Here is a 24,283-nt window from a genome sequence, read left to right as displayed (position 1 = left end):
CTGCGGAGGTGGCGCGATTTATCTGTTTGCTGTACGTCCCAGCGGGACCACTAACGGCGTTCCGGCAACCGGATCGTCGATAATCATACATCGCAACCCATAGATTTTTTCAATGAGCTCTGCCGTGACAATCTCTTTCGGCGCACCCTCGGCAACGATCTTTCCATCACGAAGTGCAATCAGATGGGTGGCATAGCGACATGCCTGATTCAGGTCGTGCAGAACGGCGGCCAGCGTGTAACCTTTCTCCCGGTTTAGCTCACTCAGCAGCTCCAGCAGATCAATTTGATGGCTGATATCCAGCCAGGTGGTCGGTTCGTCGAGCAGCATAATCGATGTTTCTTGTGCCAGCACCATCGCTATCCACGCGCGTTGGCGTTGACCACCGGAAAGGGTATCCACGCTTTGCATCGCCAGGTGGGTGATCCCGGTGGCGTTCATGGCGTGCACGACTGCATCCTCATCTTCTTTACGCCAGCGGGTAAATAAAGGTTGATGTGGATAACGCCCACGAGCAACCAACTCCTGCACGGTAATATCGCCCGGCGTAGTGGCATTTTGCGCCAGCAGACCAATTCTGCGTGCGACCTCTTTACTGGGGTAGTGTTGAATATGTTCACCATCAAGCCAGACTTTGCCGTGCGCGGGTGTCATCAGACGACTCAATGTCCGCAGCAGTGTGGACTTGCCACAACCGTTGGGTCCAATAATGGCAGTGAAGTGACCATCGGGGATCGAGACATTAAGGTTTTCCGCCACGGTAAATTTGCCATAACCCAGCGTTAACTGGTCGCCACGCAAACGGGCTACAGATTCGGTCATTTTTTGCGGGACTCCTGAATTAACAAGACGATAAGGTAAATACCGCCGAGGCTTACGGTGACAACGCCAACCGGAAGCTGATAAGGCATAAATAGCTGCTGAGCGCATAAATCGGCCATCAGCAGTAACAGGGCGCCGCACAGCGCCGACTGCGTTAATCCCCAACGTGCCGTGCCGCTAAGCCGACGCGCGATGTGTGGGGCAACCAGGGCAATAAACGAGATAGGGCCAGCCAGCGCAGTGGCTGCGGCGGTCAGAATCACCGCGACCAGCATCATCATCAGGCGCGAGCGTTCAACGCTGACACCGAGCGCACAGGCGCTGTCATCACCCATTTCCAGTAAACGCAGGCGGCGTACCAACAGCGCGGCGCACCCCAGCATCACGATAATCAGCGGCGCAGAAGGCCAGGTCTTTGCCCAGGTCAGACCGTTGAGCGATCCGGCGTTCCACAGCCCGGCGGTCAGTGCGGTTTCTAAAGACGCCTTCAGCAGCAGCCAGGTGTTGAAGGCCACCAGCATCGCGCGAATGCCGATCCCGATGATGATCAGTCGGAAGGTGTCGATGCCGTTGCGCCAGGCCAGCGCCCAGACCACCAGTGAAGTCAGGATCCCGCCGAGCATGGCCGCCAGCGCGATGGCGGTAAGATGCTGACCAAACAGCACCATTGCCACCAGTACGCCGCTCCAGGCACCGGTATTGAAACCCATCACGTCCGGGCTACCCAGCGGGTTGCGCATCAATGACTGGAATATCGCGCCGCTAACGCCCAGCGCCGCGCCAATCAGCAGCGCCATCAAAACGCGTGGTAAACGCCACTCGGTCACCACCAGCGTAATGTTACGCGGTGCATCGCCGAGCAGGGCGGCTATAATTTGCTGGGTCTCGAGCATAACTGCACCGCTGCGCAGGCTCCACAATCCAACGGCCAGGCAACCGACGACCAGTAGCAGACAACTGATAATCAGGCGACGGGAGAGATGCATCATGCGCCACCTCCGCGCTGTTTGCGGCGTACCAGGAAGATGAGAACCGGCGCACCAATAAACGCGCTGACTACAGAGACGCGCAGCTCGCCGGGCACAATCAGACGACCGATGATATCGGCAATCAGCAGCAGAGAAGGGGTGGCCAGCAGAGTGACGGGCAGCGACCAGCGATGATCTGCGCCCACCAGCCAGCGTGCCATATGCGGCATCATCAGGCCGATAAAGGCGATAGGGCCGACGATGGCGGTCGCACTTCCGCACAGTACGGTAATCACCAACAGGCCGATAAACTGGGTACGCGCCACTTTGCTGCCCAGCGCAGTGGCGGTATCGCTTCCCAGACTGAGGCTATTCAGAGCACGGCTAAGAAACAGCGCGACAGCACCGGCAATCAGGACCGGGATCAGCACGACTTTCAGCGTCTGCAGGCTGCGGATATCCAGTGAACCGGCTTGCCAGAAACGCAACTGGTCGTAGACATCCGGGTTGAGCAGGGCGATGCCGGTGGATAATCCTTCCAGAACAGCACCCAGCGCAACACCGGCCAATGTCAGGCGTACCGGGCTGAGCTGCCCACCGCCCTGACTACCGGTAAAGGCCACAATCAGTGAGGCTGCGAGAGCCCCGGAAAAAGCCATTAGCAGTTGTTCTTGCGGGGAGGAAAAGCCAAACAGCGATGCACCTAAAACAATCGCGAAGCTGGCGCCGGAATTGACGCCAAGAATACCTGGATCGGCCAGCGGGTTACGGGTGAGCGTTTGCATCAGCGCGCCCGCCAGGCCCAGCGCCCCCCCTGCGAGGAGCCCTGCCAGCGTACGTGGAAGTCGCGCGTCCAGCACGATGGTGCAATCGGCGCTTTGACAACTGCCGGTGAGTGCATCAAATACCACGGAGGCGGGCAGCGACTTTGCGCCAATAACCAGACTTAATGCCGTAGTGAGAACAAGTAGTAACAACAGTCCGGGCACGGCGAAGGCGCGTGTCGCGGAAACAGAGCATGACATATCAACTTCCCTGATAATGATAGTAATTATCGTTATCGATCTTATTTGGATATGTTAGCATGTGCAGCCATTGAATGGATAATGAAAAAGTACCTGGTAAGGCTCTGTAATGAATCGACAATCCTGGCTGCTTAATCTCAGCCTGTTAAAGACCCATCCTGCATTTCGCGCTGTTTTCCTCGCCCGTTTTATTTCCATTGTCTCTCTGGGACTATTGGGGGTTGCGGTCCCGGTACAGATCCAGATGATGACCCAGTCGACCTGGCAGGTGGGTTTGTCGGTTACGCTGACCGGGAGCGCCATGTTTATTGGTCTGATGGTTGGCGGTGTACTGGCCGATCGCTATGAGCGCAAAAAGGTGATCCTGCTGGCCCGCGGAACCTGTGGTATCGGTTTTATTGGCCTGTGCCTGAACGCGCTGCTGCCCGAACCGTCGTTGCTGGCTATCTATGTTCTTGGCTTATGGGATGGCTTTTTTGCCTCGCTGGGTGTTACCGCGCTGCTGGCAGCGACACCTGCGCTGGTCGGGCGTGAAAATCTGATGCAGGCCGGGGCGATTACCATGCTGACGGTGCGTCTGGGTTCGGTGATTTCGCCAATGCTTGGTGGGGTGCTGCTGGCGACCGGGGGCGTGGCCTGGAACTACGGCCTGGCTGCGGCGGGTACATTCATTACCTTGCTCCCATTGCTGAGCCTTCCCGCGTTGCCGCCTCCGCCGCAGCCGCGCGAGAATCCGTTGACATCACTGGTGGCGGCGTTCCGTTTTCTGTTCGCCAGCCCGCTGATTGGCGGTATTGCACTGCTTGGCGGCCTGTTGACCATGGCGAGCGCTGTGCGCGTGCTGTATCCGGCACTGGCAATTAACTGGCAGATGTCGAGTGCGCAAATTGGCCTGCTGTATGCGGCCATTCCTCTTGGCGCGGCGGTGGGAGCTTTAACCAGCGGGCAACTGGCACACAGCGTGCGTCCAGGTCTGATTATGCTGGCATCAACCGTGGCCTCTTTCCTGGCTATCGGTCTGTTCGGCTTGATGCCGGTCTGGGAGCTGGGCGTTATGTGTCTGGCGCTGTTCGGCTGGCTGAGCGCGGTCAGTTCTTTGTTGCAATACACCCTGTTACAGACGCAGACGCCGGAAGCGATGCTCGGGCGAATTAACGGTTTGTGGACCGCGCAGAACGTAACCGGTGATGCGATTGGCGCGGCGCTGTTAGGGGGGCTGGGGGTGATGATGACGCCTGCGGCCTCGGCAAGCGTCAGTGGGTTTGGGTTGGTGATTGTCGGTCTGTTGCTGCTGCTGTTGCTGAGCGAGCTTCGTCGTTTCCGACAGATACCTGTGAATGCCTGATAGCGTTGTGCTCTACGGTATGTAAGCCGGATTAGGCATTAGCCGTATCCGGCGAAAGCCATTAAAAGAGCGCTGACAGACGTTGCAGCAGTAGTGTAGCGCTGTAGTAATCCAGACGGAAGGTTTCCGTGCCCAGCGCATAAACGCGTTTGTTTTGTACGGCAGGCAGATGCGCCAGCAGTGGATTAGCGTAAATCGCATCGGCATCTTTGCTGTCGCCTGCAAACAGGAACAGCGCTTCACCGTTCAGACCGGCCGCCAGATTCTCACCACCAAGCTGGATAATATCGTGACGTTTACCCTGGCTCTGGCTGGTATGTAGTCCGGCAGGTAGCGGTGCCAGCGTGAAACCGAGCTGTTCCATCAGCTTGCCTTGCGCGGACTCCGGCGTCCACAGGTTGGCGCTGTGCGCGGCGGCAGTATACACCAGCGCGCTGACCGGCTGAGGCGGCAGGGTGATACGTTGCTTTACCGCGAGCAGTTGCTTATCAAACTCAGCAATACGCGCCGCTGCCTGTTGCTCCTGTCCGGTGATTTCACCTAATTGTGTCAGCAGTGACTGCCAGCTTTTATCGTCGTAATTAATGATAAGCGTAGGGGCTATGGTGGACAGTTGATCGTACAGCGCAAGCGCGGAATCGCCCCCGGTGGCGCTGACCAGAATCAGGTCCGGCATTTGTGCGGCAACGGCTTCGGCGCTCGGCTCGCCAATATACAAACGGCTCAGTTTGCGTTCTTTGGCGACGTCGCTCCACTGGCGTAAAAAGCCCTGCGCATCGCCGATGCGATTGTTCGGCGTAGTGGCACCGCTGGCGATGACCGGGGCATCGATCGCCAGCAGAGAACCGGTGAGGGTCACGCTGGTGGAGACAATGCGCAGTGGTTTATGTTCCAGCGTGTGCGTGCCGCGGCTGTCAGTAACCTGACGCGGCCAGTCGGCGGCATGGCTTAAAGAAATTCCTGAAATAACGAGTCCAACCAGTAACAGCGCAGTGCGGTAAAACGCGGAAAATCTCACAAATAAGCTTCCTGTTATCAATGTAGTTAATGCTTCTCATTTTCATTGTTACGCGTCAGGGATGCAAGCCTAAGTCGCACATTGTGTTACCACAAGAGTTGACATACCGACGCTTTGCTTTTAGGTTAGCGACCGAAAATATAAATGATAATCATTATTAAAGCCTTTATCATTTTATGGAGGATGATATGGACACGTCACTGGCCGAGGAAAAAACGCAGACTATGGCAACTCTCGCTCCCGACAGTTTTTTCTTTATGTCGCCGTATCGTAGTTTTACGACGTCAGGATGCTTTGCCCGCTATGCGGAACCGGCAATTGATGGTGATTCACCAGACAGCCCCTTCCAACAGAAAATGCACGCGCTGTTTGCGCAGGCCAAATCGCAGGGCATCACAAACCCCATTATGGTAGGGGCCATACCCTTTGATACCCGCCAGCCCTCATCGCTATTTATTCCTGAATCATGGCAACGCTTCTCACGCACGGCAAAGCAGCAATCAGCGCGTTACTTTACTGCCCATCAGTCGCTGAATGTGGTTGAGCGTAAATCGATTCCTGAGCAGGATTTTTTCGAAGATATGGTCGCCAGAGCTGCGGCGCTGACGGCAACCCCGGAAGTCGACAAAGTGGTGCTGTCACGCCTGATTGATGTGACCGCCGACGCCAATATCGACAGTGGTGCACTGCTGGAGCGGCTGATCGCACAAAACCCGGCAAGCTACAACTTTCATGTACCCATCGAAGATGGCGGTGTACTGATCGGCGCCAGCCCGGAATTGCTGTTACGCAAAGAAGGCGACCATTTCAGTTCGCTGCCGCTGGCGGGATCTGCGCGTCGCCAACCGGACGATGTTCTGGACAGAGAGGCTGGGATCCGTCTGTTAGCTTCCGAGAAGGATCGCCATGAACACGAGCTGGTAACCCAGGCGATGAAAGCGGTATTGCGCGATCGCAGCAGTGAGCTGCAACTTCCGTCGTCTCCGCAGCTGGTTACTACGCCGACGCTCTGGCATCTCGGTACCCCGTTTGAAGGTAAAGCCAATGCCCAGGAAAACGCACTGACGCTGGCTTGTCTGCTGCATCCAACACCGGCGCTAAGTGGCTTCCCGCATCAGGTTGCTCAGAAACTGATTGCCGAACTGGAGCCGTTCGATCGCGAACTGTTTGGCGGCATTGTGGGCTGGTGTGATTCGCAGGGCAACGGCGAATGGGTGGTGACGATTCGCTGTGCGAAACTGCTGCGCAATCAGGTGCGTTTCTTTGCCGGAGCCGGCATTGTGCCAGCCTCGTCACCGATTGCGGAGTGGCGTGAAACAGGTGCCAAGCTTTCCACCATGTTGAATGTTTTTGGACTGCATTAAGAGCCTGGTCTACCAGGCTATTCAGGCCTTATCGACAGGCTCTAAGGAGCAATAATGAGTATCCCTTTCACCCGTTGGCCGGAAGAGTTTGCCCGCCGCTACCGCGAAAAAGGCTACTGGCAGGATTTGCCGCTGACCGACATTCTGACCCGCCATGCCAATAGCGACCATACGGCGGTGATTGCCGGGGAACGCCATCTTAGCTACCGCCAGTTAAACCAGGCGACGGATAATCTTGCCTGTAGCCTGCGTCGCCAGGGGATCAAACCCGGCGAGACCGCACTGGTGCAATTAGGCAACGTAGCTGAACTGTATATCACTTTCTTTGCACTGCTCAAACTGGGTGTGGCCCCCGTATTGGCACTGTTTAGCCATCAGCGTAACGAACTCAACGCCTACGCAACGCAGATCAAACCGGTGTTAGTGATTGCCGATCGCCAGCATGCGTTATTTAGTGGCGACGACTTTCTGAATACCTTTGTTGCCGAACACAATTCAGTGCGCGTGGTTCAGTTGCTCAATGATGATGGCGAACACAATCTGCAAACGGCAATACGCCAACCTGCAACGGCGTTTATCGCTACACCATCACCGGCTGATGAAGTGGCTTACTTCCAGCTTTCCGGCGGCACGACCGGGACGCCAAAGCTGATTCCACGCACCCACAATGATTACTACTACAGCGTGCGCCGTAGTAACGAGATTTGCCATTTCACCGGTGAGACCCGCTATTTGTGCGCGATCCCGGCAGCGCACAACTACGCCATGAGTTCGCCTGGCGCGCTGGGCGTTTTCCTCGCAGGTGGAACGGTGGTGCTGGCGGCAGACCCGAGCGCGACGTTGTGCTTTCCGTTGATTGAACAGCATCAGGTAAACGTTACGGCGTTGGTACCGCCTGCGGTGAGCCTGTGGCTGCAGGCGATTGCGGAGTGGGGCAGCAATGCGCAGTTGGCGTCGCTGAAACTGTTGCAGGTCGGTGGGGCGCGGCTTTCCGCGACGCTTGCCGCTCGCATTCCGGCAGAGATTGGCTGCCAGTTGCAGCAGGTCTTCGGGATGGCGGAAGGGCTGGTGAACTATACCCGTCTGGATGACAGCCCGGAGCGCATTATCAATACCCAGGGGCGTCCGATGTGCCCTGACGATGAGGTCTGGGTGGCAGATGCAGACGGGAATCCTTTACCACAGGGCGAGACCGGACGCCTGATGACGCGTGGTCCGTACACCTTCCGGGGTTACTTCAATAGCCCTGAGCATAACGCCAGCGCGTTTGATGCTAACGGATTCTATTGCTCTGGCGATCTGATCGCCATCGATCGGGAGGGTTACATCACGGTGCAGGGACGTGAGAAAGATCAGATCAACCGTGGCGGAGAGAAGATCGCAGCAGAAGAGATTGAAAACCTGTTGTTGCGGCACCCAATGGTGATCCATGCCGCATTGGTCAGTATGGACGATGAGCTGATGGGCGAGAAAAGTTGCGCCTGCCTGGTGGTGAAAGAGCCGCTGCGTGCAGTACAGGTCCGTCGTTTTCTGCGCGAACAGGGCGTGGCGGAATTCAAATTGCCGGACCGTGTCGAGTGCGTTGAGTCATTGCCGCTGACCCCGGTCGGCAAAGTGGATAAAAAACAATTACGTCAGTGGCTGGCATCACGTTCACCGGCCTGAAGGAGAATAAGAAATGGCAATTCCTAAACTGCAGGCTTATGCGCTGCCAACGGCGCTTGATGTTCCGGCAAATAAAGTTGACTGGGCATTTGAACCAGAACGCGCCGCGCTGCTAATCCACGACATGCAGGACTATTTTATCGGCTTTTGGGGCGAGAACTGCCCAATGATGGAACAGGTAGTAGCTAACATTGCCGCGCTGCGTCAGTACTGTAAAGCACATAATATTCCGGTCTATTACACTGCACAGCCGAAAGAACAAAGCGATGAAGACCGTGCTTTGTTAAACGACATGTGGGGACCCGGCCTGACGCGCTCGCCTGAACAGCAAAAAATCGTCGATGCACTGGCACCGGACGAAGCGGATACCATTCTGGTTAAATGGCGTTACAGCGCGTTTCATCGTTCACCGCTGGAGCAGATGCTAAGAGACACTGGACGTAACCAGCTGATCATCACCGGCGTGTATGCGCATATTGGCTGCATGACCACCGCGACTGATGCCTTCATGCGTGATATTAAGCCGTTTATGGTCGCTGATGCGTTGGCCGATTTTAGTCGTGATGAACACCTGATGTCGCTGAAATACGTGGCGGGGCGTTCCGGTCGCGTGGTGATGACGCAGGAGTTACTGCCGACGCCTGTGCCGGACAGTAAAGATGCGCTGCGCGGCGTGATTCTGCCGCTGCTCGATGAGTCTGAAGAGCCAATGGATGACGAAAACTTGATCGATTACGGTCTGGACTCAGTACGTATGATGGCGCTGGCGGCCCGTTGGCGGAAAGTGCATGGCGATATTGATTTCGTGATGCTGGCGAAGAACCCGACGATTGACGCCTGGTGGAAACTGCTCTCCCGTGAGGTGAAGTCATGACCGGTTTTGATTTCACCGGTAAAACTGTCTGGGTTACTGGGGCGGGAAAAGGGATTGGTTACACCACGGCACTGGCGTTTGTTAATGCCGGGGCGAAGGTCACCGGATTCGATCGCGATTTTACTCAACAGGTGTATCCGTTTACCACCGAAGTGCTGAACGTGGCGGACGGCGGGCAGGTGGCTGAGGTATGCCAACGCGTATTGTCGCAGAGCGAGAGGTTAGACGTACTCGTCAATGCAGCCGGGATCCTGCGCATGGGGGCTACCGATGCGTTAAGTGCTGAGGAGTGGCAGCAGACGTTTGCCGTCAACGTTGGCGGGGCGTTCAACTTGTTTCAGCAGACCATGGCGCAGTTTCGGCGTCAGCAGGGCGGGGCGATTGTCACTGTCGCATCCGATGCTGCGCACACGCCGCGAATCGGTATGAGTGCATATGGGGCATCAAAAGCCGCACTGAAAAGTCTTGCACTGACTGTCGGGCTGGAGCTGGCGGGTAGCGGAGTACGCTGTAATGTGGTTTCTCCGGGATCGACCGACACTGACATGCAGCGTACGCTGTGGGTGAGTGATGACGCGGAACAGCAGCGTATTCGTGGGTTTGGCGAGCAGTATAAGCTGGGTATACCGTTGGGGAAAATCGCGCGTCCACAGGAAATTGCCAACACCATCTTATTCCTTGCCTCCGATCTGGCCAGCCATATTACGTTGCAGGACATTGTGGTCGATGGCGGTTCGACACTGGGAGCATGACGGTGATCTGGAAACGACATTTAACGCTTGATGAACTGAATGCCACCAGCCAGAACACGCTGGTGGCGCATTTAGACATTGTCTATACCCGACTGGGAGACGATGTGCTGGAAGCCGAAATGCCGGTAGATAGCCGCACGCATCAGCCGTTTGGTCTGCTGCACGGTGGGGCGTCAGCGGCGCTGGCAGAAACGTTGGGTTCAATGGCGGGTTACCTGATGACTCGCGACGGGCAGTGCGTGGTGGGAACCGAGTTGAACGCCACACATCACCGCGCGGTATCGCAGGGGAAAGTGCGCGGCGTGTGCCAGCCGTTACATCTCGGGCGACAGAATCAAAGCTGGGAGATAGTCATCTTTGATGAGCAGGGGCGGCGTTGCTGCACCTGCCGTTTAGGTACGGCGGTGATGGGGTGAAGCCACCCGGCAAAGTAAAATGAAATTGCAGGGTTAACAGGTAAATGAAGTGATCTAGTTAACAATGCAATGTAAATACTCAGTGATACTTCGGGTTTGCATGGTTGTCAGGTTGTTAAATCCAGAAAAGATGTTATAGAAACAAAATGTAACATCTCTCTGGATCAGACAACGGATAACAACTATGAACAAATCAGGGAAGTACCTCGTCTGGACATTGCTCTCCGTAATGGGAGCATTTGCCCTCGGCTATATTGCGTTAAACCGTGGTGAGCAGATCAACGCGTTGTGGATAGTCGTCGCGTCGGTTTGTGTCTACCTTATCGCTTACCGTTTCTATGGCCTGTACATCGCGAAAAATGTGCTGGCGCTTGACCCGACGCGTATGACGCCAGCCGTGCGCCATAACGACGGGCTCGATTACGTTCCTACCGATAAAAAAGTACTGTTTGGCCATCATTTCGCGGCAATTGCCGGGGCTGGCCCATTAGTGGGGCCGGTACTGGCGGCGCAAATGGGCTATCTGCCAGGGATGATCTGGTTGCTTGCCGGGGTGGTACTGGCTGGCGCGGTGCAGGATTTTATGGTGCTGTTTGTTTCTACCCGTCGCGATGGCCGTTCCCTTGGCGAACTGGTGAAAGAAGAGATGGGCCCTACCGCCGGTGTGATTGCGCTGGTGGCCTGTTTTATGATCATGGTGATTATCCTTGCCGTGTTGGCAATGATCGTCGTGAAAGCACTGACGCACAGCCCGTGGGGAACCTACACCGTCGCATTCACCATCCCGCTGGCGATCTTTATGGGGGTTTACCTGCGCTATCTGCGTCCGGGGCGTATTGGCGAAGTGTCAGTCATCGGTCTGGTATTCCTGGTTTTTGCCATTATTTCCGGCGGCTGGGTTGCGGAAAGCCCGACCTGGGCACCGTATTTTGACTTTACCGGTGTACAGTTGACGTGGATGCTGGTGGGCTACGGTTTCGTGGCTGCTGTGTTGCCGGTATGGCTGCTGCTGGCACCGCGAGATTACCTCTCGACCTTCCTGAAGATTGGTACCATTGTTGGTCTGGCGGTGGGTATTCTGATCATGCGTCCAACGCTGACGATGCCTGCGTTGACCAAATTCGTTGACGGTACCGGTCCGGTATGGACGGGTAACCTGTTCCCATTCCTGTTTATTACCATTGCCTGTGGTGCAGTATCTGGCTTCCACGCGCTGATCTCTTCCGGCACCACACCGAAGATGTTGGCGAATGAAGGGCAGGCCTGTTTTATTGGCTACGGCGGGATGCTGATGGAGTCCTTTGTCGCCATTATGGCGCTGGTCTCCGCATGTATCATCGATCCGGGCGTCTATTTTGCGATGAACAGCCCGATGGCGGTGCTGGCCCCTGCGGGTACGGTGGATGTGGTCGCTTCTGCGGCGCAGGTCGTTAGCAGTTGGGGCTTTGCGATTACCCCGGACACCTTGCACCAAATTGCCAATGAAGTGGGTGAACAATCCATTATTTCCCGCGCAGGCGGAGCGCCGACGCTGGCCGTTGGGATGGCTTACATTCTGCACGGTGCGCTGGGCGGCATGATGGATGTGGCGTTCTGGTATCACTTCGCCATTCTGTTTGAAGCCCTGTTCATCCTGACGGCGGTTGATGCGGGCACCCGTGCCGCGCGCTTTATGCTGCAGGATCTGCTGGGTGTTGTCTCACCGGGGCTGAAACGGACCGACTCGCTACCGGCGAACCTGCTGGCAACCGCGTTGTGCGTACTGGCCTGGGGTTACTTCCTGCACCAGGGCGTGGTGGATCCGTTAGGCGGTATTAACACCCTGTGGCCGCTGTTCGGTATCGCCAACCAGATGCTGGCCGGTATGGCATTGATGCTGTGTGCGGTCGTATTGTTCAAGATGAAACGTCAGCGCTACGCATGGGTAGCGCTGGTGCCAACGGCCTGGCTGCTGATTTGTACGCTGACTGCGGGCTGGCAGAAAGCGTTTAGCCCGGATGCGAAAATCGGCTTCCTGGCTATCGCTAATAAGTTCCAGGCGATGATCGACAGCGGTAACATTCCGGCGCAGTACACTCAGTCGCAACTGACGCAACTGGTATTTAACAACCGTCTTGATGCTGGCTTGACCATCTTCTTCATGGTGGTCGTGGTGGTACTGGGTCTGTTCTCCATTAAAACTGCGCTGGCAGCGTTGAAAGAGGACAAACCAACGTCGAAAGAAACACCGTACGAACCGATGCCCGAGAATGTTGAAGAGATTGTGGCGCAGGCGAAAGGCGCGCACTAATATTCTCTTAACGAAAAAGCCCTCTCCTTAATGGGGAGGGCGTTTGTACGACAGGGAATCACTATGTTTGAAACACTCTCAAAAGCTGGGAAGTATTTAGGGCAAACCGCCCGACTGATGATTGGTGTGCCGGATTATGACAACTATGTTGAGCATATGCGTGTTACACACCCGGACCAGGCGCCGATGACTTATGAAGAATTTTTCCGCGAGCGCCAGGATGCGCGCTATGGGGGCAAAGGCGGCGCGAAGTGCTGTTAATGCTCTTTATAATTCAAGCCGCAGGTGTGTTGGCTCTCCTCGCTCACCCCGGTCACTTATTGATGTAAGCTCCCGGGGATTCGCTGCGTTGCCGCCTTCCTGCAACTCGAATTATTGTGAGCATTTGCCATTGTAATGAGTCCTCGTAGGCATGATAAGGCGACGCCGCCATCAGGCAACCCACGCCCGAATCACACCGTAAACGTCTCTACCTTCTCAAATGCCGCACGCAGTGTTTCCGGTGTTAGCTTCACCGGCAACGCATGAATGGACTCCACCGGGCGCAGGGTGTGCGCAATCACCTTATCGATCTCTGCACGGTTATTAATATCCACGTCTAACTGGGCCAGCCGGGTGGGGAGATTGAAACGCTGGTAAGCCGACGTGAGTTGAGCCAGCACATCATCTTGCCCCAACAGCGCGCTTTGCACCAGGATGCCGTACGCCACTTTGGTGCCGTGTAAAAATTTATCCGTTTGCGGAAGTACCGTCAGGCCGTTATGCACCGAGTGTGCCGCCGCCACGCGGGTGTAACGCTCGCCCAGACCGCCAACCATGCCGCCTCCGGCAATAATCGCATCCACCACGTCGCAAAACGCCTGAGTGAGTTTCCCCTGTTTTTTATCGGCCAGCGCCTGTTCGCTGCTGCTGAGCAGCACATCGCGGATCGCCAGCGCGCCGTTGATGCCCAGACGTACGGTCAGCGGCAACGTTTCAGGCTGTGGGGCGAGCACAACCGCTTCGTACCATTTCGCCAGCGTGTCCCCAATACCGGCCAGCAAATACGCGTCTGGCGCATTAAGCACGATCTCCGGCTCTACCAACACCAAAAAATTGGCATCATCAAAAATTTCGAAATGCAGTGCCTGACCTTCATCGTTGTACCACACGGAGAGCGGCGTCCAGGCTGCACAGGTGGCGGCAATGGTTGGGATCGCCACAAATGGCAAACCAAGGCGGCGCGCCAGCACTTTGGCGGTGTCGAGCAATGCGCCGCCGCCCACGCCAATCACCATGCTGCGGTTTTCTCCGGCATCGTTGGCCAGTTGGCGAACGTCAGTTTCGCTGCAATGACCGGTAAACAGCAGATGCGTCGCCCCGGCAAGATTAAACGCATCAGGCAGATAAGGACGAGCGGCGGCGATGGCGCGCTCGCCATACACCCAGACGGCGCGCGACAGTTGGTCGGTGGTGAAAAAATCATGCAGTCTGGACAGGCTGCCGGTGTGGGAAAAATAGTTGGCCGGGCCGGTGACGACGCGAATTTCTCTATGACTCATGTTGTGTTGTCCTTTTGACGGTCCTGTCCACGCAGGTTATTTTTATATAGACGTCTAAACGTCTTGATTGCCAAATACTAGCATCGTGTTATAGTGGCTTCAACCACAACATCACACGTCAGGATAACAATAATGAGTAATAACTCGCTGATTGTGCAAAGCAAACTCCCCCATTTAGGCACCACTATATTCTCGCAAATGAGCGCCCTGGCGCAGCAGCATCAGGCGATTAACCTGTCGCAAGGGTTTCCTGATTTTGATGGCCCACAGTATCTGCAAGAGCGGCTGGCGTATCATGTGGCGCAAGGCGCGAACCAATATGCGCCCATGACGGGCGTGCAGTCGCTGCGGGAAGCCATCGCCGACAAAACCGCCGAGTTATACGGCTACAAACCGGACGCTGACAGTGACGTTACGGTGACGGCGGGGGCGACAGAAGCGCTGTATGCGGCTATCACAGCCTTAGTGCGTCCAGGTGATGAAGTGATTTGTTTCGATCCGAGCTATGACAGCTATGCCCCAGCGGTGGCGCTATCTGGCGGTATCGTGAAACGTATTGCGCTGCAGCCGCCGTCTTTTCGCGTGGACTGGCAGGAATTTACCGTGTTGCTGAGCGATCGTACCCGACTGGTGATCCTCAACACGCCGCATAATCCCTCCGCTACCGTCTGGCAGAAAGCGGACTTTGAAGCGCTGTGGCAAGCCATTAAAACACGAGAAATCTTTGTCGTTAGCGATGAAGTCTACGAGCATATCTGTTTTGCCACGCATGGGCATGCCAGCGTGCTGGCGCATCCGCAACTAAGGGAGCGTGCAGTTGCCGTTTCGTCATTTGGCAAAACCTATCATATGACGGGCTGGAAAGTGGGGTACTGTGTTGCGCCAGCGGCTATCAGCGCGGAGTTACGTAAGGTCCATCAGTATTTAACCTTCTCGGTCAACACGCCGGCACAACTGGCGCTGGCGGATATGCTGCGGGAAGATCCGACGCACTACCGTGAGCTGCCCGCGTTTTATCAGAAAAAACGTGATGTGCTGGTGAATGCGTTGCGTGACAGTCGGCTGGAAATACTGCCCTGCGAAGGGACATACTTTTTGCTGATAGATTACAGTGCTGTTTCAGATCTCAATGATGTGGAATTTTGCCAATGGCTGACTAAAGAGGTCGGCGTAGCGGCAATCCCACTGTCCGTTTTCTGCGCCGATCCTTTCCCACATAAGCTGATTCGCCTGTGTTTTGCTAAGCAAGAATCGACGCTGTTGGCAGCAGCAGAATGCCTGGTTGCGCTGTAGTGACGTGATTTCGCTACTTCACCGTCCAGGCTCTGGAGAATTGGCGGTCGGCAAACAATTCTTGCAGACCGTTGATTTGCTTCAGACGTAAGACTTCGTCGCTATCCATCCCGAGATCTTGACCTATTTTTTCATCGCTCCAGCCTAATTGTGACAGTTCGCGGACGATTTCAGACATGGCATGGATTTGATGACGCCCGCGGGCACGGTTATGACGGATGGTTGCCGCTATGCGTTCGTGGCGTTCGCGTTGTAAACAGGTGATCGGCAGATAACCTTTGAGCCGCGATTTTAGCGAGGATTTACTTTTGCCTAATTCATGTCGATGAAAACCATCAATGATTTCATACTCTTCTTCTGATGAGTGGACCACAACAATAGGCTGTGTGAATCCATCCGCTTCGATGGACTTCAGCAACAGTTTTTTCTCGGGAGGTGCGACGTTATTAGGGTTGTAATCATTCGGTGAGAGATGCTCGTTTTTGACCCATAAAACACAATCTACCGGTTCTTCACGAAAAGGACTGACACTATGGATTGCCATCCTGAATTCATTGATCGCTTCAATTCGTTCCTCTTCTGAAAGACCAGAAAGAAAACCGGTGAGTTCCTGAGTTAGTCGCTGTTGCATAAGATCCCCCATTCCTGGCGTTTGGTTTTCATACGTTCGTTATAGCGTTGGTAGCTTTTGGATTTTGTTGGGCTGAATGAGAGTGCCCGACACCAGTAGTCATTGTTCAGCAGGACTTTGCAGATCCGTCGCCATGAGGGAATGTCTTTAGAACCAATATCGCTTTCTTGTGTTTGAGGAATCTCATCGATCCCCTTTTTCTTGTACCACTGTATATAGACGGCAATTTTGTTGCGGTAGTGCTCTGCGGTCTGTTCCGGCATGCTGTTTAATAGCAGCATGGCGTAATCTTGCCAGCTCAAATGTTCCGGTTTTAATATTTTCCGATGACCATAAAAATGGTTGTCATGACCGGCGTAAATCCCGCCGCTTTTAACACCGCTAACCCGGGCGCACATGGCTGCCCATCGCTGTGGCTCAATAACATGATACAGCCACAGCCCCTGGCGTTGTTCCGGGCCAAAGGGTTCGCAAATGCGCATATATCGTGTTGGAACTCCGGCCTGGTACATCAGGTTATACAAGGGGTTGCATAGCATTTTTGTTTTAGCAAACCATGTCCAGATATCGGCTGTTTTCCAGTCGTATATTGGATAAATATACCAGGTGTGTCCGCCGGGGGCTGCGGTAGTCCACGGTTTATCATCAGAAAAGCGTTGCTTATGCGAGTTGGCAATAGCGACAAAACGGTTATATGACTCGTCGGCGCGGATCCCGACCAGCATCGCGGCGGGGCGTTTTTCTGAAAACCAGTCAGCGAACTCGCGGACGAATTGTTCGAAGGTCATTCCAGGTTGATAGAAATGAAAGAAACTGGGATCGGTAATCGCATCCTCTGGTGGTTGGCGAACCCACTGTGTATTCGGTTCCCAGCACTGCCATTCTGGTTGATATTGCGAAAGGGAATTTTGCGTGGTTAGCGGGACGGCCACCCAGTAAAATTGCTCAATGACATCAGAATATTGTTCACGTAATGCTTGCACATAATCGATGGTACAAGAAAACTGAGCCTCCCAATCGATGAATAGTACGTTAATTTTCTTATGTAACTGACGAGCCAGCATGGCTGTCAGATGTAACATCAGTCCTGAATCTTTACCGCCTGAGAAGGAGACGCACACTCGAGATAGTGTCTCAAGCGCCCAGGTGATTCGTTCCTGTGCGGCTTCCAGAACATTTTGATTCAGAGGGATTTTATAAACAGACATCTCAAATCCATATTGAAGTTTATTATTTAAAGCCATAATAAATGGTTGTCATTAAATACGCCAGCTTACAGCAGGTTTAGTATTAATATATATTCATTTGCATTATTATTTTTTGTTTTACATGCTAAAAATTAATGTATTTAATGACGTACCATGTTATCCATTCATTAATTATTATGTGTGATTTTTTTGATAAATTCAGCGAATCCATTATTGCTGAGAGATGCCCGGTTATACATTAAGAAGAGCTGTATTGATGGGAGATTAACATCAATATTTATTTTTTTAAGCTTAAGGGTGGGAGAGTAAAAGTGATAAACCTCTACGGGTATCAGACCAATAATATCCGTGTTGGCAATAATATTGGCAATAGAAACCAACGAGTTGCTACAGAACCCAATGCGACGATTAGTCAGGAAAGCGTTCGCTTTTGACTGGAATGCTTTAATGCCTGGATCTTCAGAGAGAAAATAAGTGAACTGCTCTTCCAGTATTTGTTCAACAGAGCTGGATTCATTGATTCTGGGGTGCGCGCTACTGCAAACCAGGACGCTGTCACTGGATTTGAAAGGTGTGCATATCACTGACCGGTTATTAATTGGCGACAGTGTAATAATCAAATCAGCTTTACGATATGCCAGTAAGTCTTCGGCAGTTTGTGCTGACATTAATATGTCATGGTGCTCTATTTCGATATTGGAATCATCTCTGAGATGATGAATAAGGTCCATCACACGTGTTGCAATTATAATTTGTGGGCTGTAAATGATAAATTTCTTTTTCAGGTTAGAGCTGTTCATTATGCTGATTGTTTGCTCCAGACTATTGAGATTGTTTTCGAGATGGTGATGAAGATTTATCCCTGTCACAGTCGGAGTAATTCCCTTGCCGGAACGAATAAACAGGGGGTCATTAAACTGAGTGCGTAACCTCTGTAGTGACTGGCTGACGGCGGATGGCGTAATGAACAGTGTTTCAGCTGCTTTACTGATGCTTAAATGTTGATAAATACATTCAAAAATGACCAGCAGGTTGAGATCAAATTTCTTGAGATCATAGAGGTTTGCCATACATACCTTAGTGTAATGGTTGGGTTTTGAAAATTCGATTTACTAATATTTTAAACGTTAATCATTCTAAAAATTTATGTTTGTGTGCTTAATGAATAATTAACTAAAACTAAAGTAGCACGGCCAGCGTTCTTTTTACGAGAAAAATAAATAATGATGAGTGATTGAAATGAGAACGATAACAACCACTCGTTTTATTACCTTTATTTATTACCCATGATAATATTTAATTTATCCTTATCGGGTAACCCTACTTCCTGCTGTAACGTATTGTCTTTGCTCATGTAATAGATAGCAGGCGTCACATTGGCTCCCAAATCATCCATCAACTTTTGATTGATATTCAGCGTCTTCATTTGCCCGGCAGACGGGGTTGCTGGCAGTGTCAGCGCCATTTTGCCGTCGGAGGCTTCATAGTCATGCCAGGTTTTAGCGGGGTCCTTGCTTGCCAGAATGGCCGCAGCGGTTGCCGGACTTTCGGGCTTGATCACGCCGACCAACAGCGTGCGTAATTGAACTTTGCCGGACTCAACCCACGGACGTGCTTGTTGCCAGAATTGTTTGCAATACGGGCAGAAGGGATCGGCAAACACATACACAATAACCGGCGCGTCTTTTTTGCCGTCCAGAATCCACGACGCTTTTTCCATTCTTTGCCACATCTCGCGCCCGGCAGGTGCATAGATTTCTTTTTCTATCAGCGTATTGCTCAGGTTTTCACCTTTCTCGTTATACATGTAGCCGGAGATCGCATGTTTTCCATCAGGCGTGACATAAATAGTGACCCCCATGTCCTGGTATTTGCCCAGGTACCCTTTCATGCCTCCAGGGGCGTCGAACGGTTTCAAAATTGTAATGCCCTGTTTCTCAATCGCTTTAACAGGGGCAGGAAGCTCTTCAGCGTGGACGACAGCAGGGAGCAGGGCTAAGAGTAATGTACGTTTAAACATTGATTTTCCTTATAAAATCAGAAGGAAAGGGAGTTAAATTGCAAAACCTATCACAGCCATAGGTAAGATCGACAGTCTGTCGATTGCCCTTTCTGTAGTTGGGTGATGTAATCCCAATCGCTGTTACGACCTTGGTTAAGGTAATGTAGAGCGCAACACATAGCCAGTTCTGCTGGCACTGAAGTTACTTGCGGGTAACTCGGGTAATGAGGCTCCCTGCAAAGGGAGCCTTTTTTACGTTTAGAACAGGGTTTACAAAATGCGGTTGAGTTGGTTGTTAGTTAACGCTTATTGATTTGATAAAGGAAACGCATTAGCCCTTATCAATGATTTTCGTTAACTTATCCCTCAACGAAAACACGGAGGAAGTACAAATGTCTTTGATTAATACCAAAATTAAACCTTTCAAAAACCAGGCGTTCAAAAACGGTGAGTTCATCGAAGTCACCGAGAAAGATACCGAAGGTCGCTGGAGTGTCTTCTTCTTCTACCCGGCCGATTTTACTTTCGTATGCCCGACCGAACTGGGGGACGTTGCTGACCACTACGAAGAACTGCAGAAACTGGGTGTGGACGTTTACTCTGTTTCTACCGACACTCACTTTACTCATAAAGCATGGCACAGCAGCTCTGAAACCATCGCGAAAATCAAATATGCGATGATCGGCGACCCGACTGGCGCCCTGACCCGTAACTTCGACAACATGCGTGAAGATGAAGGTCTGGCTGACCGTGCAACATTCGTTGTTGACCCGCAAGGTATCATCCAGGCAATCGAAGTTACCGCTGAAGGTATCGGCCGTGATGCGTCTGACCTGCTGCGCAAAATTAAAGCTGCACAGTATGTCGCTTCCCACCCAGGCGAAGTTTGCCCGGCTAAATGGAAAGAAGGCGAAGCGACTCTGGCTCCGTCTCTGGACCTGGTTGGTAAAATCTAAAATTCGCTACGCCTTTCGCGCTACAGGCGCGTTGGCTACGCTTAATCACCCCGGTCACTTACTTATGTAAGCTCCCGGGGATTCATAAGCTTGCCGCCTGCCTGTAACACGAAATTCTTGCGAATTAATCCTTAAGCGGGTGCGTCGCGCCCGTTTTATTCCAACACCATGATGCAAACGTATTCAGACTGCCTGAACGAATTCGGCTTGCATGATGATGTTTTCAGAGAGGGAAGAATAATGCTCGACACAAATATGAAAACCCAACTCAAGGCTTATCTTGAGAAACTGACCAAACCTGTTGAGCTGATTGCTACGCTGGATGACAGCGCTAAATCGGCAGAAATTAAGGAACTGCTGACTGAAATTGCTGAACTGTCAGAAAAAGTCACCTTTAAAGAAGACAATACTCTGGCCGTACGTAAGCCATCGTTCCTGATCACCAATCCGGGTTCTCACCAGGGGCCACGTTTTGCCGGCTCTCCATTGGGCCATGAGTTTACCTCTCTGGTTCTGGCGCTGTTGTGGACAGGTGGTCATCCGTCGAAAGAGGCACAGTCACTGCTGGAGCTGATCCGCGACCTCGACGGCGATTTTGAGTTCGAAACCTATTATTCATTGTCCTGCCACAACTGTCCGGACGTGGTGCAGGCGCTGAACCTGATGTCCGTGCTGAACCCGCGTATCAAGCATACGGCGATTGATGGCGGTACATTCCAGAACGAAATTACCGACCGTAACGTGATGGGTGTTCCGGCGGTATTCATGAACGGTAAAGAGTTCGGCCAGGGGCGTATGACGCTGACTGAAATCGTAGCCAAAGTGGATACTGGCGCAGAAAAACGCGCAGCGGAAGAATTGAATCAGCGTGATGCTTACGATGTGCTGATCGTCGGTTCGGGTCCTGCCGGGGCGGCCGCGGCGGTGTACTCCGCACGTAAAGGTATTCGCACCGGTTTGATGGGCGAACGCTTTGGCGGTCAGGTTCTTGATACCGTTGATATCGAAAACTACATCTCTGTACCGAAAACCGAAGGCCAGAAGCTGGCTGGCGCGCTGAAAGCACACGTTGATGATTACGATGTTGATGTGATTGATAGCCAGAGTGCGAGCAAGCTGGTTCCGGCAGCACAGGAAGGTGGTTTGCATCAGATTGAAACGGCTTCCGGCGCGGTGTTGAAAGCACGTAGCATCATCATTGCTACCGGCGCAAAATGGCGCAACATGAATGTTCCGGGTGAAGATCAATATCGCACCAAGGGCGTAACCTACTGTCCGCACTGTGATGGCCCGCTGTTTAAAGGTAAGCGTGTCGCGGTGATTGGTGGTGGTAACTCCGGTGTTGAAGCGGCTATCGATCTGGCCGGTATCGTTGAACACGTGACGTTGCTGGAATTTGCCCCGGAAATGAAGGCCGATCAGGTTCTGCAGAATAAAGTCCGCAGTCTGAAAAACGTCGATATCATTTTGAATGCACAAACCACAGAAGTGAAAGGCGACGGCAGTAAAGTCACCGGTCTGGAATATCGCGATCGCGTCAGCGGTGATATCCACAATGTGGAACTGGCGGGGATCTTTGTGCAGATTGGTCTGTTGCCGAATACGAACTGGCTGGAAGGCGCCGTTGAGCGTAACCGCATGGGTGAAATCATTATCGATGCTAAGTGTGAAACAAGCGTGAAGGGTGTTTTTGCTGCGGGGGATTGTACAACCGTACCGTACAAGCAGATCATCATCGCTACTGGCGAGGGCGCGAAAGCTTCACTGAGTTCATTTGATTATTTGATTCGCACGACGACAGCATAAAAAGAAGTAAGACTCACCTGCAAAAGAAGCGAAATGCCCGATAGCACAAGCATATCGGGCCTACAAATGGGGTTTCATCGGTTTGTAGAATGAAGAGGCTACCGGAAGGTAGCCTCTTTTTTATTAGCGAACAACCAGCACCGGCAAGGTGGCGTGGCGGACAACGCTGGAGGCGTTAGAGCCGAGCAAATGGGTGCTGATTGATGGGTTGCGTGAACCGATGACCACTACATCTGCATTCAACTCTTCACCCAACTCGTTGACCACATCACGCACGCTACCAAAGCGAACGTGCTGCTTAATACGGGAAGGATCGATACTGAAGTGACCGACCATCGTTTGCAGACGGGTTTCCGCTTCGTGTTGCAGATGCTCTTCAAAACGACGAACGTCAGCGGCAAAACGGTGCAGACTCAGACTGGCAGAACCCGGGAGCACATGCAGCAGATGGATCACCCCTTTATCTTGTGCCAGAAATTCTGCATGGCGAACAGCCTTGTCGCTCAGTTCCATTTCGAATACATCAACAGGCATTATGATTGTGTTGTACATAAACATTCTCCTTGTCATCACATGAACACATAACAGCATAGTATTAAAAATGATTCTGTCAGTCACGACACAGATTTATGTTTTGCGAACAGGAGAAAAGGAAGTGCAGCAAATGAAAGAAAGCAGGGGGGAAGCGGAAAGAGGATGCGGATGCATCCCCTGTAAGATAAAGCGAGTCGCTTTGATAAGACAGAGTTAGCGCAGGTAGTCGCCTGCAGCTTCAGGCTGGTACTCAAGCTCGATGACTTCGAGGTGGGTCGATGTACCGCCCGGTAATTCCCAATGGATCGTATCGCCAACGCGCAGACCAAGAAGCGCTGCACCGACTGGCGCCATGACCGAAAGCTGTGTACTGCTGTCAGTCATATTGGCCGGATATACCAGGGTACGTACACGCACTTCGCCATCGCTCAGATTGCGGAATTTCACGCGGCTGTTCATGGTCACCACGTCGTGCGGCATGGTTTCCGGGGAACACATTTGGGCGCGATCCAGTTCAGCGTTTAATGCGTCCGCTATCGGTAAACCAGCAAACGCAGGTTGCTCCAACAGGCGGTCAATGCGTTCCGCATCGAGGTCGTTAATGATAATAGTTGGTCTGGACATTTATTACTCCATGTCGTCGATACTGCGGATGCGCAGGTAAATAATCCCAAAAGAAAACCCTCACCGTCAGGCGGCAAGGGTTTAGCTTTTATGATGATACTGAGACTTACCCCTGGTTTGAAGTGATTTAGTTCACATTCAGGCAAATCATCAAGATTGCCGCAGATGAAGGGGGAGGTAAAAAACGTGATCGTTCTCAAATTTGCATTATGCTTTTTAAGCGTTCGCTGCGGGCGCGCCACGACAACTCAGTGTTCCTCGACAGGAGATCTCATGAGCCAGTACGACAAACTTACCTTAAAAGATGGCAGCTATTTGCATTTCAAAGACTGGGGAAGCGGCCAGCCCATTGTGTTCAGCCATGGTTGGCCGCTGACTGCAGATGCGTTTGAAGATCAGATGCTGTTTCTCGGGTCGAAAGGATTTCGTGTGATAGCCCATGACCGACGGGGGCATGGGCGTTCGGCCCAGCCCTGGGATGGCAATAATATGGATCAGTATGCTGACGATCTGGCCGAACTTACCGCGTATCTCAATCTCAAAGATGCTGTGCATGTCGGGCACTCTACCGGCGGTGGCGAAGTTGCTCGTTATATTGGCCGCCATGGGACGCAGAGGGTAGCAAAAGCGGTACTCATTGGTGCGGTAACACCCATCATGATTAAAACCGACTTTAACCCGAATGGTGTACCGAGGGAGGTGTTCGATAGCATTCGTGAAGGCGTTGTGAACGATCGTGCCGCCTTTTTCTATGAGTTGACGGCCGCATTCTATGGCTACAATCGACCGGGTACAAAGGAATCGAAGGCTGTCCGCGAAAGTTTTGTCGAGCAGGGCTTACAGGGATCAATTAAAGCACTGTACGACTGTATACATGCTTTCTCGGAAACAGACTTGCGTGAAGATCTCAAAAAAATGACCATCCCGACGCTGGTGATTCATGGTGATGACGATCAGATTGTCCCGTTTGAAACCTGCGGTAAGGTTGCGGCAGAAATCCTACCAGATGCACAGTTGAAGGTGTATGCCGGAGGATCTCACGGTATTTGCACCACCCATAAACATCAGATCAACGCCGATCTACTCGGCTTTATTCAGTCGTAATCGTTCGTGGATTGTTCTACGCTGATCCTCTTCCGTCAGGGGGAT

23 protein-coding genes are annotated in these 24,283 nt (G+C 52.8%); 12 read left to right on the top strand and 11 right to left on the bottom strand.

The window, feature by feature from the left end:
* Positions 1–18: 18 nt before the first annotated feature.
* Genes fepC through fepD form a run of 3 tightly spaced genes read right to left on the bottom strand, consistent with a single transcriptional unit; the run spans position 19 to position 2,815 of the window.
* A complete protein-coding gene (fepC, locus tag ACLJXE_RS05390) occupies positions 19–822 on the bottom strand; it encodes an iron-enterobactin ABC transporter ATP-binding protein (RefSeq protein ID WP_410750297.1) in 804 nt (267 codons plus the stop codon).
* On the bottom strand, positions 819–1,811 hold the full coding sequence (gene fepG, locus ACLJXE_RS05385) for an iron-enterobactin ABC transporter permease (protein ID WP_410750296.1): 993 nt from the start codon (positions 1,809–1,811) through the stop codon (positions 819–821). Before fepG ends, fepC begins: the two co-directional genes overlap by 4 nt.
* Positions 1,808–2,815 (bottom strand): Fe(3+)-siderophore ABC transporter permease, encoded by a 1,008-nt coding sequence (gene fepD, locus ACLJXE_RS05380; protein ID WP_040232594.1) that lies wholly within the window; start codon positions 2,813–2,815, stop codon positions 1,808–1,810. Before fepD ends, fepG begins: the two co-directional genes overlap by 4 nt.
* A gap of 109 nt (positions 2,816–2,924) precedes the next feature.
* Here fepD and entS point away from each other — a divergent pair, with 109 nt between their 5' ends.
* A complete protein-coding gene (entS, locus tag ACLJXE_RS05375) occupies positions 2,925–4,160 on the top strand; it encodes an enterobactin transporter EntS (RefSeq protein WP_410750295.1) in 1,236 nt (411 codons plus the stop codon).
* Between the two features lie 61 nt (positions 4,161–4,221).
* Here the strand turns inward: entS and fepB are convergent, their stop codons facing one another.
* A complete protein-coding gene (gene fepB, locus ACLJXE_RS05370) occupies positions 4,222–5,178 on the bottom strand; it encodes a Fe2+-enterobactin ABC transporter substrate-binding protein (RefSeq protein WP_286628400.1) in 957 nt (318 codons plus the stop codon).
* 188 nt (positions 5,179–5,366) lie between these two features.
* On the opposite strand from fepB, the gene entC reads away from it, so the two are divergent.
* From entC to ACLJXE_RS05335, 7 genes are all read left to right on the top strand, one after another.
* Positions 5,367–6,542: an isochorismate synthase EntC gene (gene entC, locus ACLJXE_RS05365; RefSeq protein ID WP_410750294.1), complete on the top strand. Its 1,176-nt coding sequence runs from the start codon at positions 5,367–5,369 to the stop codon at positions 6,540–6,542.
* 54 nt (positions 6,543–6,596) lie between these two features.
* Positions 6,597–8,207 (top strand): (2,3-dihydroxybenzoyl)adenylate synthase EntE, encoded by a 1,611-nt coding sequence (gene entE, locus ACLJXE_RS05360; RefSeq protein ID WP_410750293.1) that lies wholly within the window; start codon positions 6,597–6,599, stop codon positions 8,205–8,207.
* Positions 8,208–8,220: 13 nt separating this feature from the next.
* Positions 8,221–9,081: an isochorismatase gene (locus ACLJXE_RS05355; RefSeq protein WP_271455034.1), complete on the top strand. Its 861-nt coding sequence runs from the start codon at positions 8,221–8,223 to the stop codon at positions 9,079–9,081.
* On the top strand, positions 9,078–9,833 hold the full coding sequence (gene entA, locus ACLJXE_RS05350) for a 2,3-dihydro-2,3-dihydroxybenzoate dehydrogenase EntA (protein ID WP_410750292.1): 756 nt from the start codon (positions 9,078–9,080) through the stop codon (positions 9,831–9,833). Before ACLJXE_RS05355 ends, entA begins: the two co-directional genes overlap by 4 nt.
* Before the next feature lie 2 nt (positions 9,834–9,835).
* Positions 9,836–10,249, top strand: a complete 414-nt coding sequence (gene entH, locus ACLJXE_RS05345; protein ID WP_137384535.1) for a proofreading thioesterase EntH — start codon at positions 9,836–9,838, stop codon at positions 10,247–10,249.
* Between the two features lie 184 nt (positions 10,250–10,433).
* A complete protein-coding gene (gene cstA, locus ACLJXE_RS05340; RefSeq protein WP_286628395.1) occupies positions 10,434–12,539 on the top strand; it encodes a pyruvate/proton symporter CstA in 2,106 nt (701 codons plus the stop codon).
* Positions 12,540–12,602: 63 nt separating this feature from the next.
* Positions 12,603–12,800 (top strand): YbdD/YjiX family protein, encoded by a 198-nt coding sequence (locus ACLJXE_RS05335; RefSeq protein ID WP_410750291.1) that lies wholly within the window; start codon positions 12,603–12,605, stop codon positions 12,798–12,800.
* 191 nt (positions 12,801–12,991) lie between these two features.
* On the opposite strand, the gene ACLJXE_RS05330 is transcribed toward ACLJXE_RS05335, so the two are convergent.
* On the bottom strand, positions 12,992–14,080 hold the full coding sequence (locus ACLJXE_RS05330; protein WP_410750290.1) for an oxidoreductase: 1,089 nt from the start codon (positions 14,078–14,080) through the stop codon (positions 12,992–12,994).
* 132 nt (positions 14,081–14,212) lie between these two features.
* On the opposite strand from ACLJXE_RS05330, the gene ACLJXE_RS05325 reads away from it, so the two are divergent.
* Positions 14,213–15,373 carry a pyridoxal phosphate-dependent aminotransferase gene (locus tag ACLJXE_RS05325; RefSeq protein ID WP_410750289.1) on the top strand — a complete coding sequence of 387 codons (1,161 nt, stop codon included), beginning with the start codon at positions 14,213–14,215 and terminating at the stop codon, positions 15,371–15,373.
* Between the two features lie 13 nt (positions 15,374–15,386).
* On the opposite strand, the gene ACLJXE_RS05320 is transcribed toward ACLJXE_RS05325, so the two are convergent.
* The 4 genes from ACLJXE_RS05320 to dsbG all read right to left on the bottom strand — a co-directional run bounded on the left by ACLJXE_RS05320 (position 15,387) and on the right by dsbG (position 19,232).
* Positions 15,387–16,004: an IbrB-like domain-containing protein gene (locus ACLJXE_RS05320; RefSeq protein ID WP_410750288.1), complete on the bottom strand. Its 618-nt coding sequence runs from the start codon at positions 16,002–16,004 to the stop codon at positions 15,387–15,389.
* On the bottom strand, positions 15,989–17,212 hold the full coding sequence (locus ACLJXE_RS05315) for a phosphoadenosine phosphosulfate reductase (RefSeq protein WP_410750287.1): 1,224 nt from the start codon (positions 17,210–17,212) through the stop codon (positions 15,989–15,991). Before ACLJXE_RS05315 ends, ACLJXE_RS05320 begins: the two co-directional genes overlap by 16 nt.
* Positions 17,213–17,379: 167 nt before the next feature.
* A complete protein-coding gene (gene citR / locus ACLJXE_RS05310) occupies positions 17,380–18,282 on the bottom strand; it encodes a DNA-binding transcriptional repressor CitR (protein ID WP_410750286.1) in 903 nt (300 codons plus the stop codon).
* A 203-nt stretch (positions 18,283–18,485) separates the two neighbouring features.
* Entirely contained in the window at positions 18,486–19,232 is a 747-nt protein-coding gene (gene dsbG / locus ACLJXE_RS05305) for a thiol:disulfide interchange protein DsbG (protein WP_410750285.1), read from the bottom strand.
* Between the two features lie 374 nt (positions 19,233–19,606).
* Between dsbG and ahpC the strand changes: the two genes are divergently transcribed.
* Both ahpC and ahpF read left to right on the top strand, forming a co-directional pair.
* A complete protein-coding gene (gene ahpC / locus ACLJXE_RS05300; protein WP_002894394.1) occupies positions 19,607–20,170 on the top strand; it encodes an alkyl hydroperoxide reductase subunit C in 564 nt (187 codons plus the stop codon).
* Between the two features lie 240 nt (positions 20,171–20,410).
* Positions 20,411–21,976, top strand: a complete 1,566-nt coding sequence (gene ahpF, locus ACLJXE_RS05295) for an alkyl hydroperoxide reductase subunit F (protein WP_410750284.1) — start codon at positions 20,411–20,413, stop codon at positions 21,974–21,976.
* Between the two features lie 123 nt (positions 21,977–22,099).
* On the opposite strand, the gene uspG is transcribed toward ahpF, so the two are convergent.
* Both uspG and rnk read right to left on the bottom strand, forming a co-directional pair.
* Positions 22,100–22,528 (bottom strand): universal stress protein UspG, encoded by a 429-nt coding sequence (uspG, locus tag ACLJXE_RS05290; RefSeq protein ID WP_005120854.1) that lies wholly within the window; start codon positions 22,526–22,528, stop codon positions 22,100–22,102.
* A 195-nt stretch (positions 22,529–22,723) separates the two neighbouring features.
* A complete protein-coding gene (gene rnk / locus ACLJXE_RS05285) occupies positions 22,724–23,134 on the bottom strand; it encodes a nucleoside diphosphate kinase regulator (protein ID WP_005120853.1) in 411 nt (136 codons plus the stop codon).
* Positions 23,135–23,407: 273 nt separating this feature from the next.
* Between rnk and ACLJXE_RS05280 the strand changes: the two genes are divergently transcribed.
* Positions 23,408–24,238, top strand: coding sequence for an alpha/beta fold hydrolase (locus ACLJXE_RS05280; RefSeq protein ID WP_286628386.1), 831 nt, complete (start codon positions 23,408–23,410; stop codon positions 24,236–24,238).
* The last annotated feature ends 45 nt before the right edge of the window (positions 24,239–24,283 follow it).

Source organism: Citrobacter sp. U14242 (assembly GCF_046555775.1).
In the GTDB taxonomy this organism is placed as follows: domain Bacteria; phylum Pseudomonadota; class Gammaproteobacteria; order Enterobacterales; family Enterobacteriaceae; genus Citrobacter.
The sequence above is the reverse complement of the archived record's forward strand: the minus strand, read 5'-3'. Positions and strand labels throughout refer to the sequence as shown.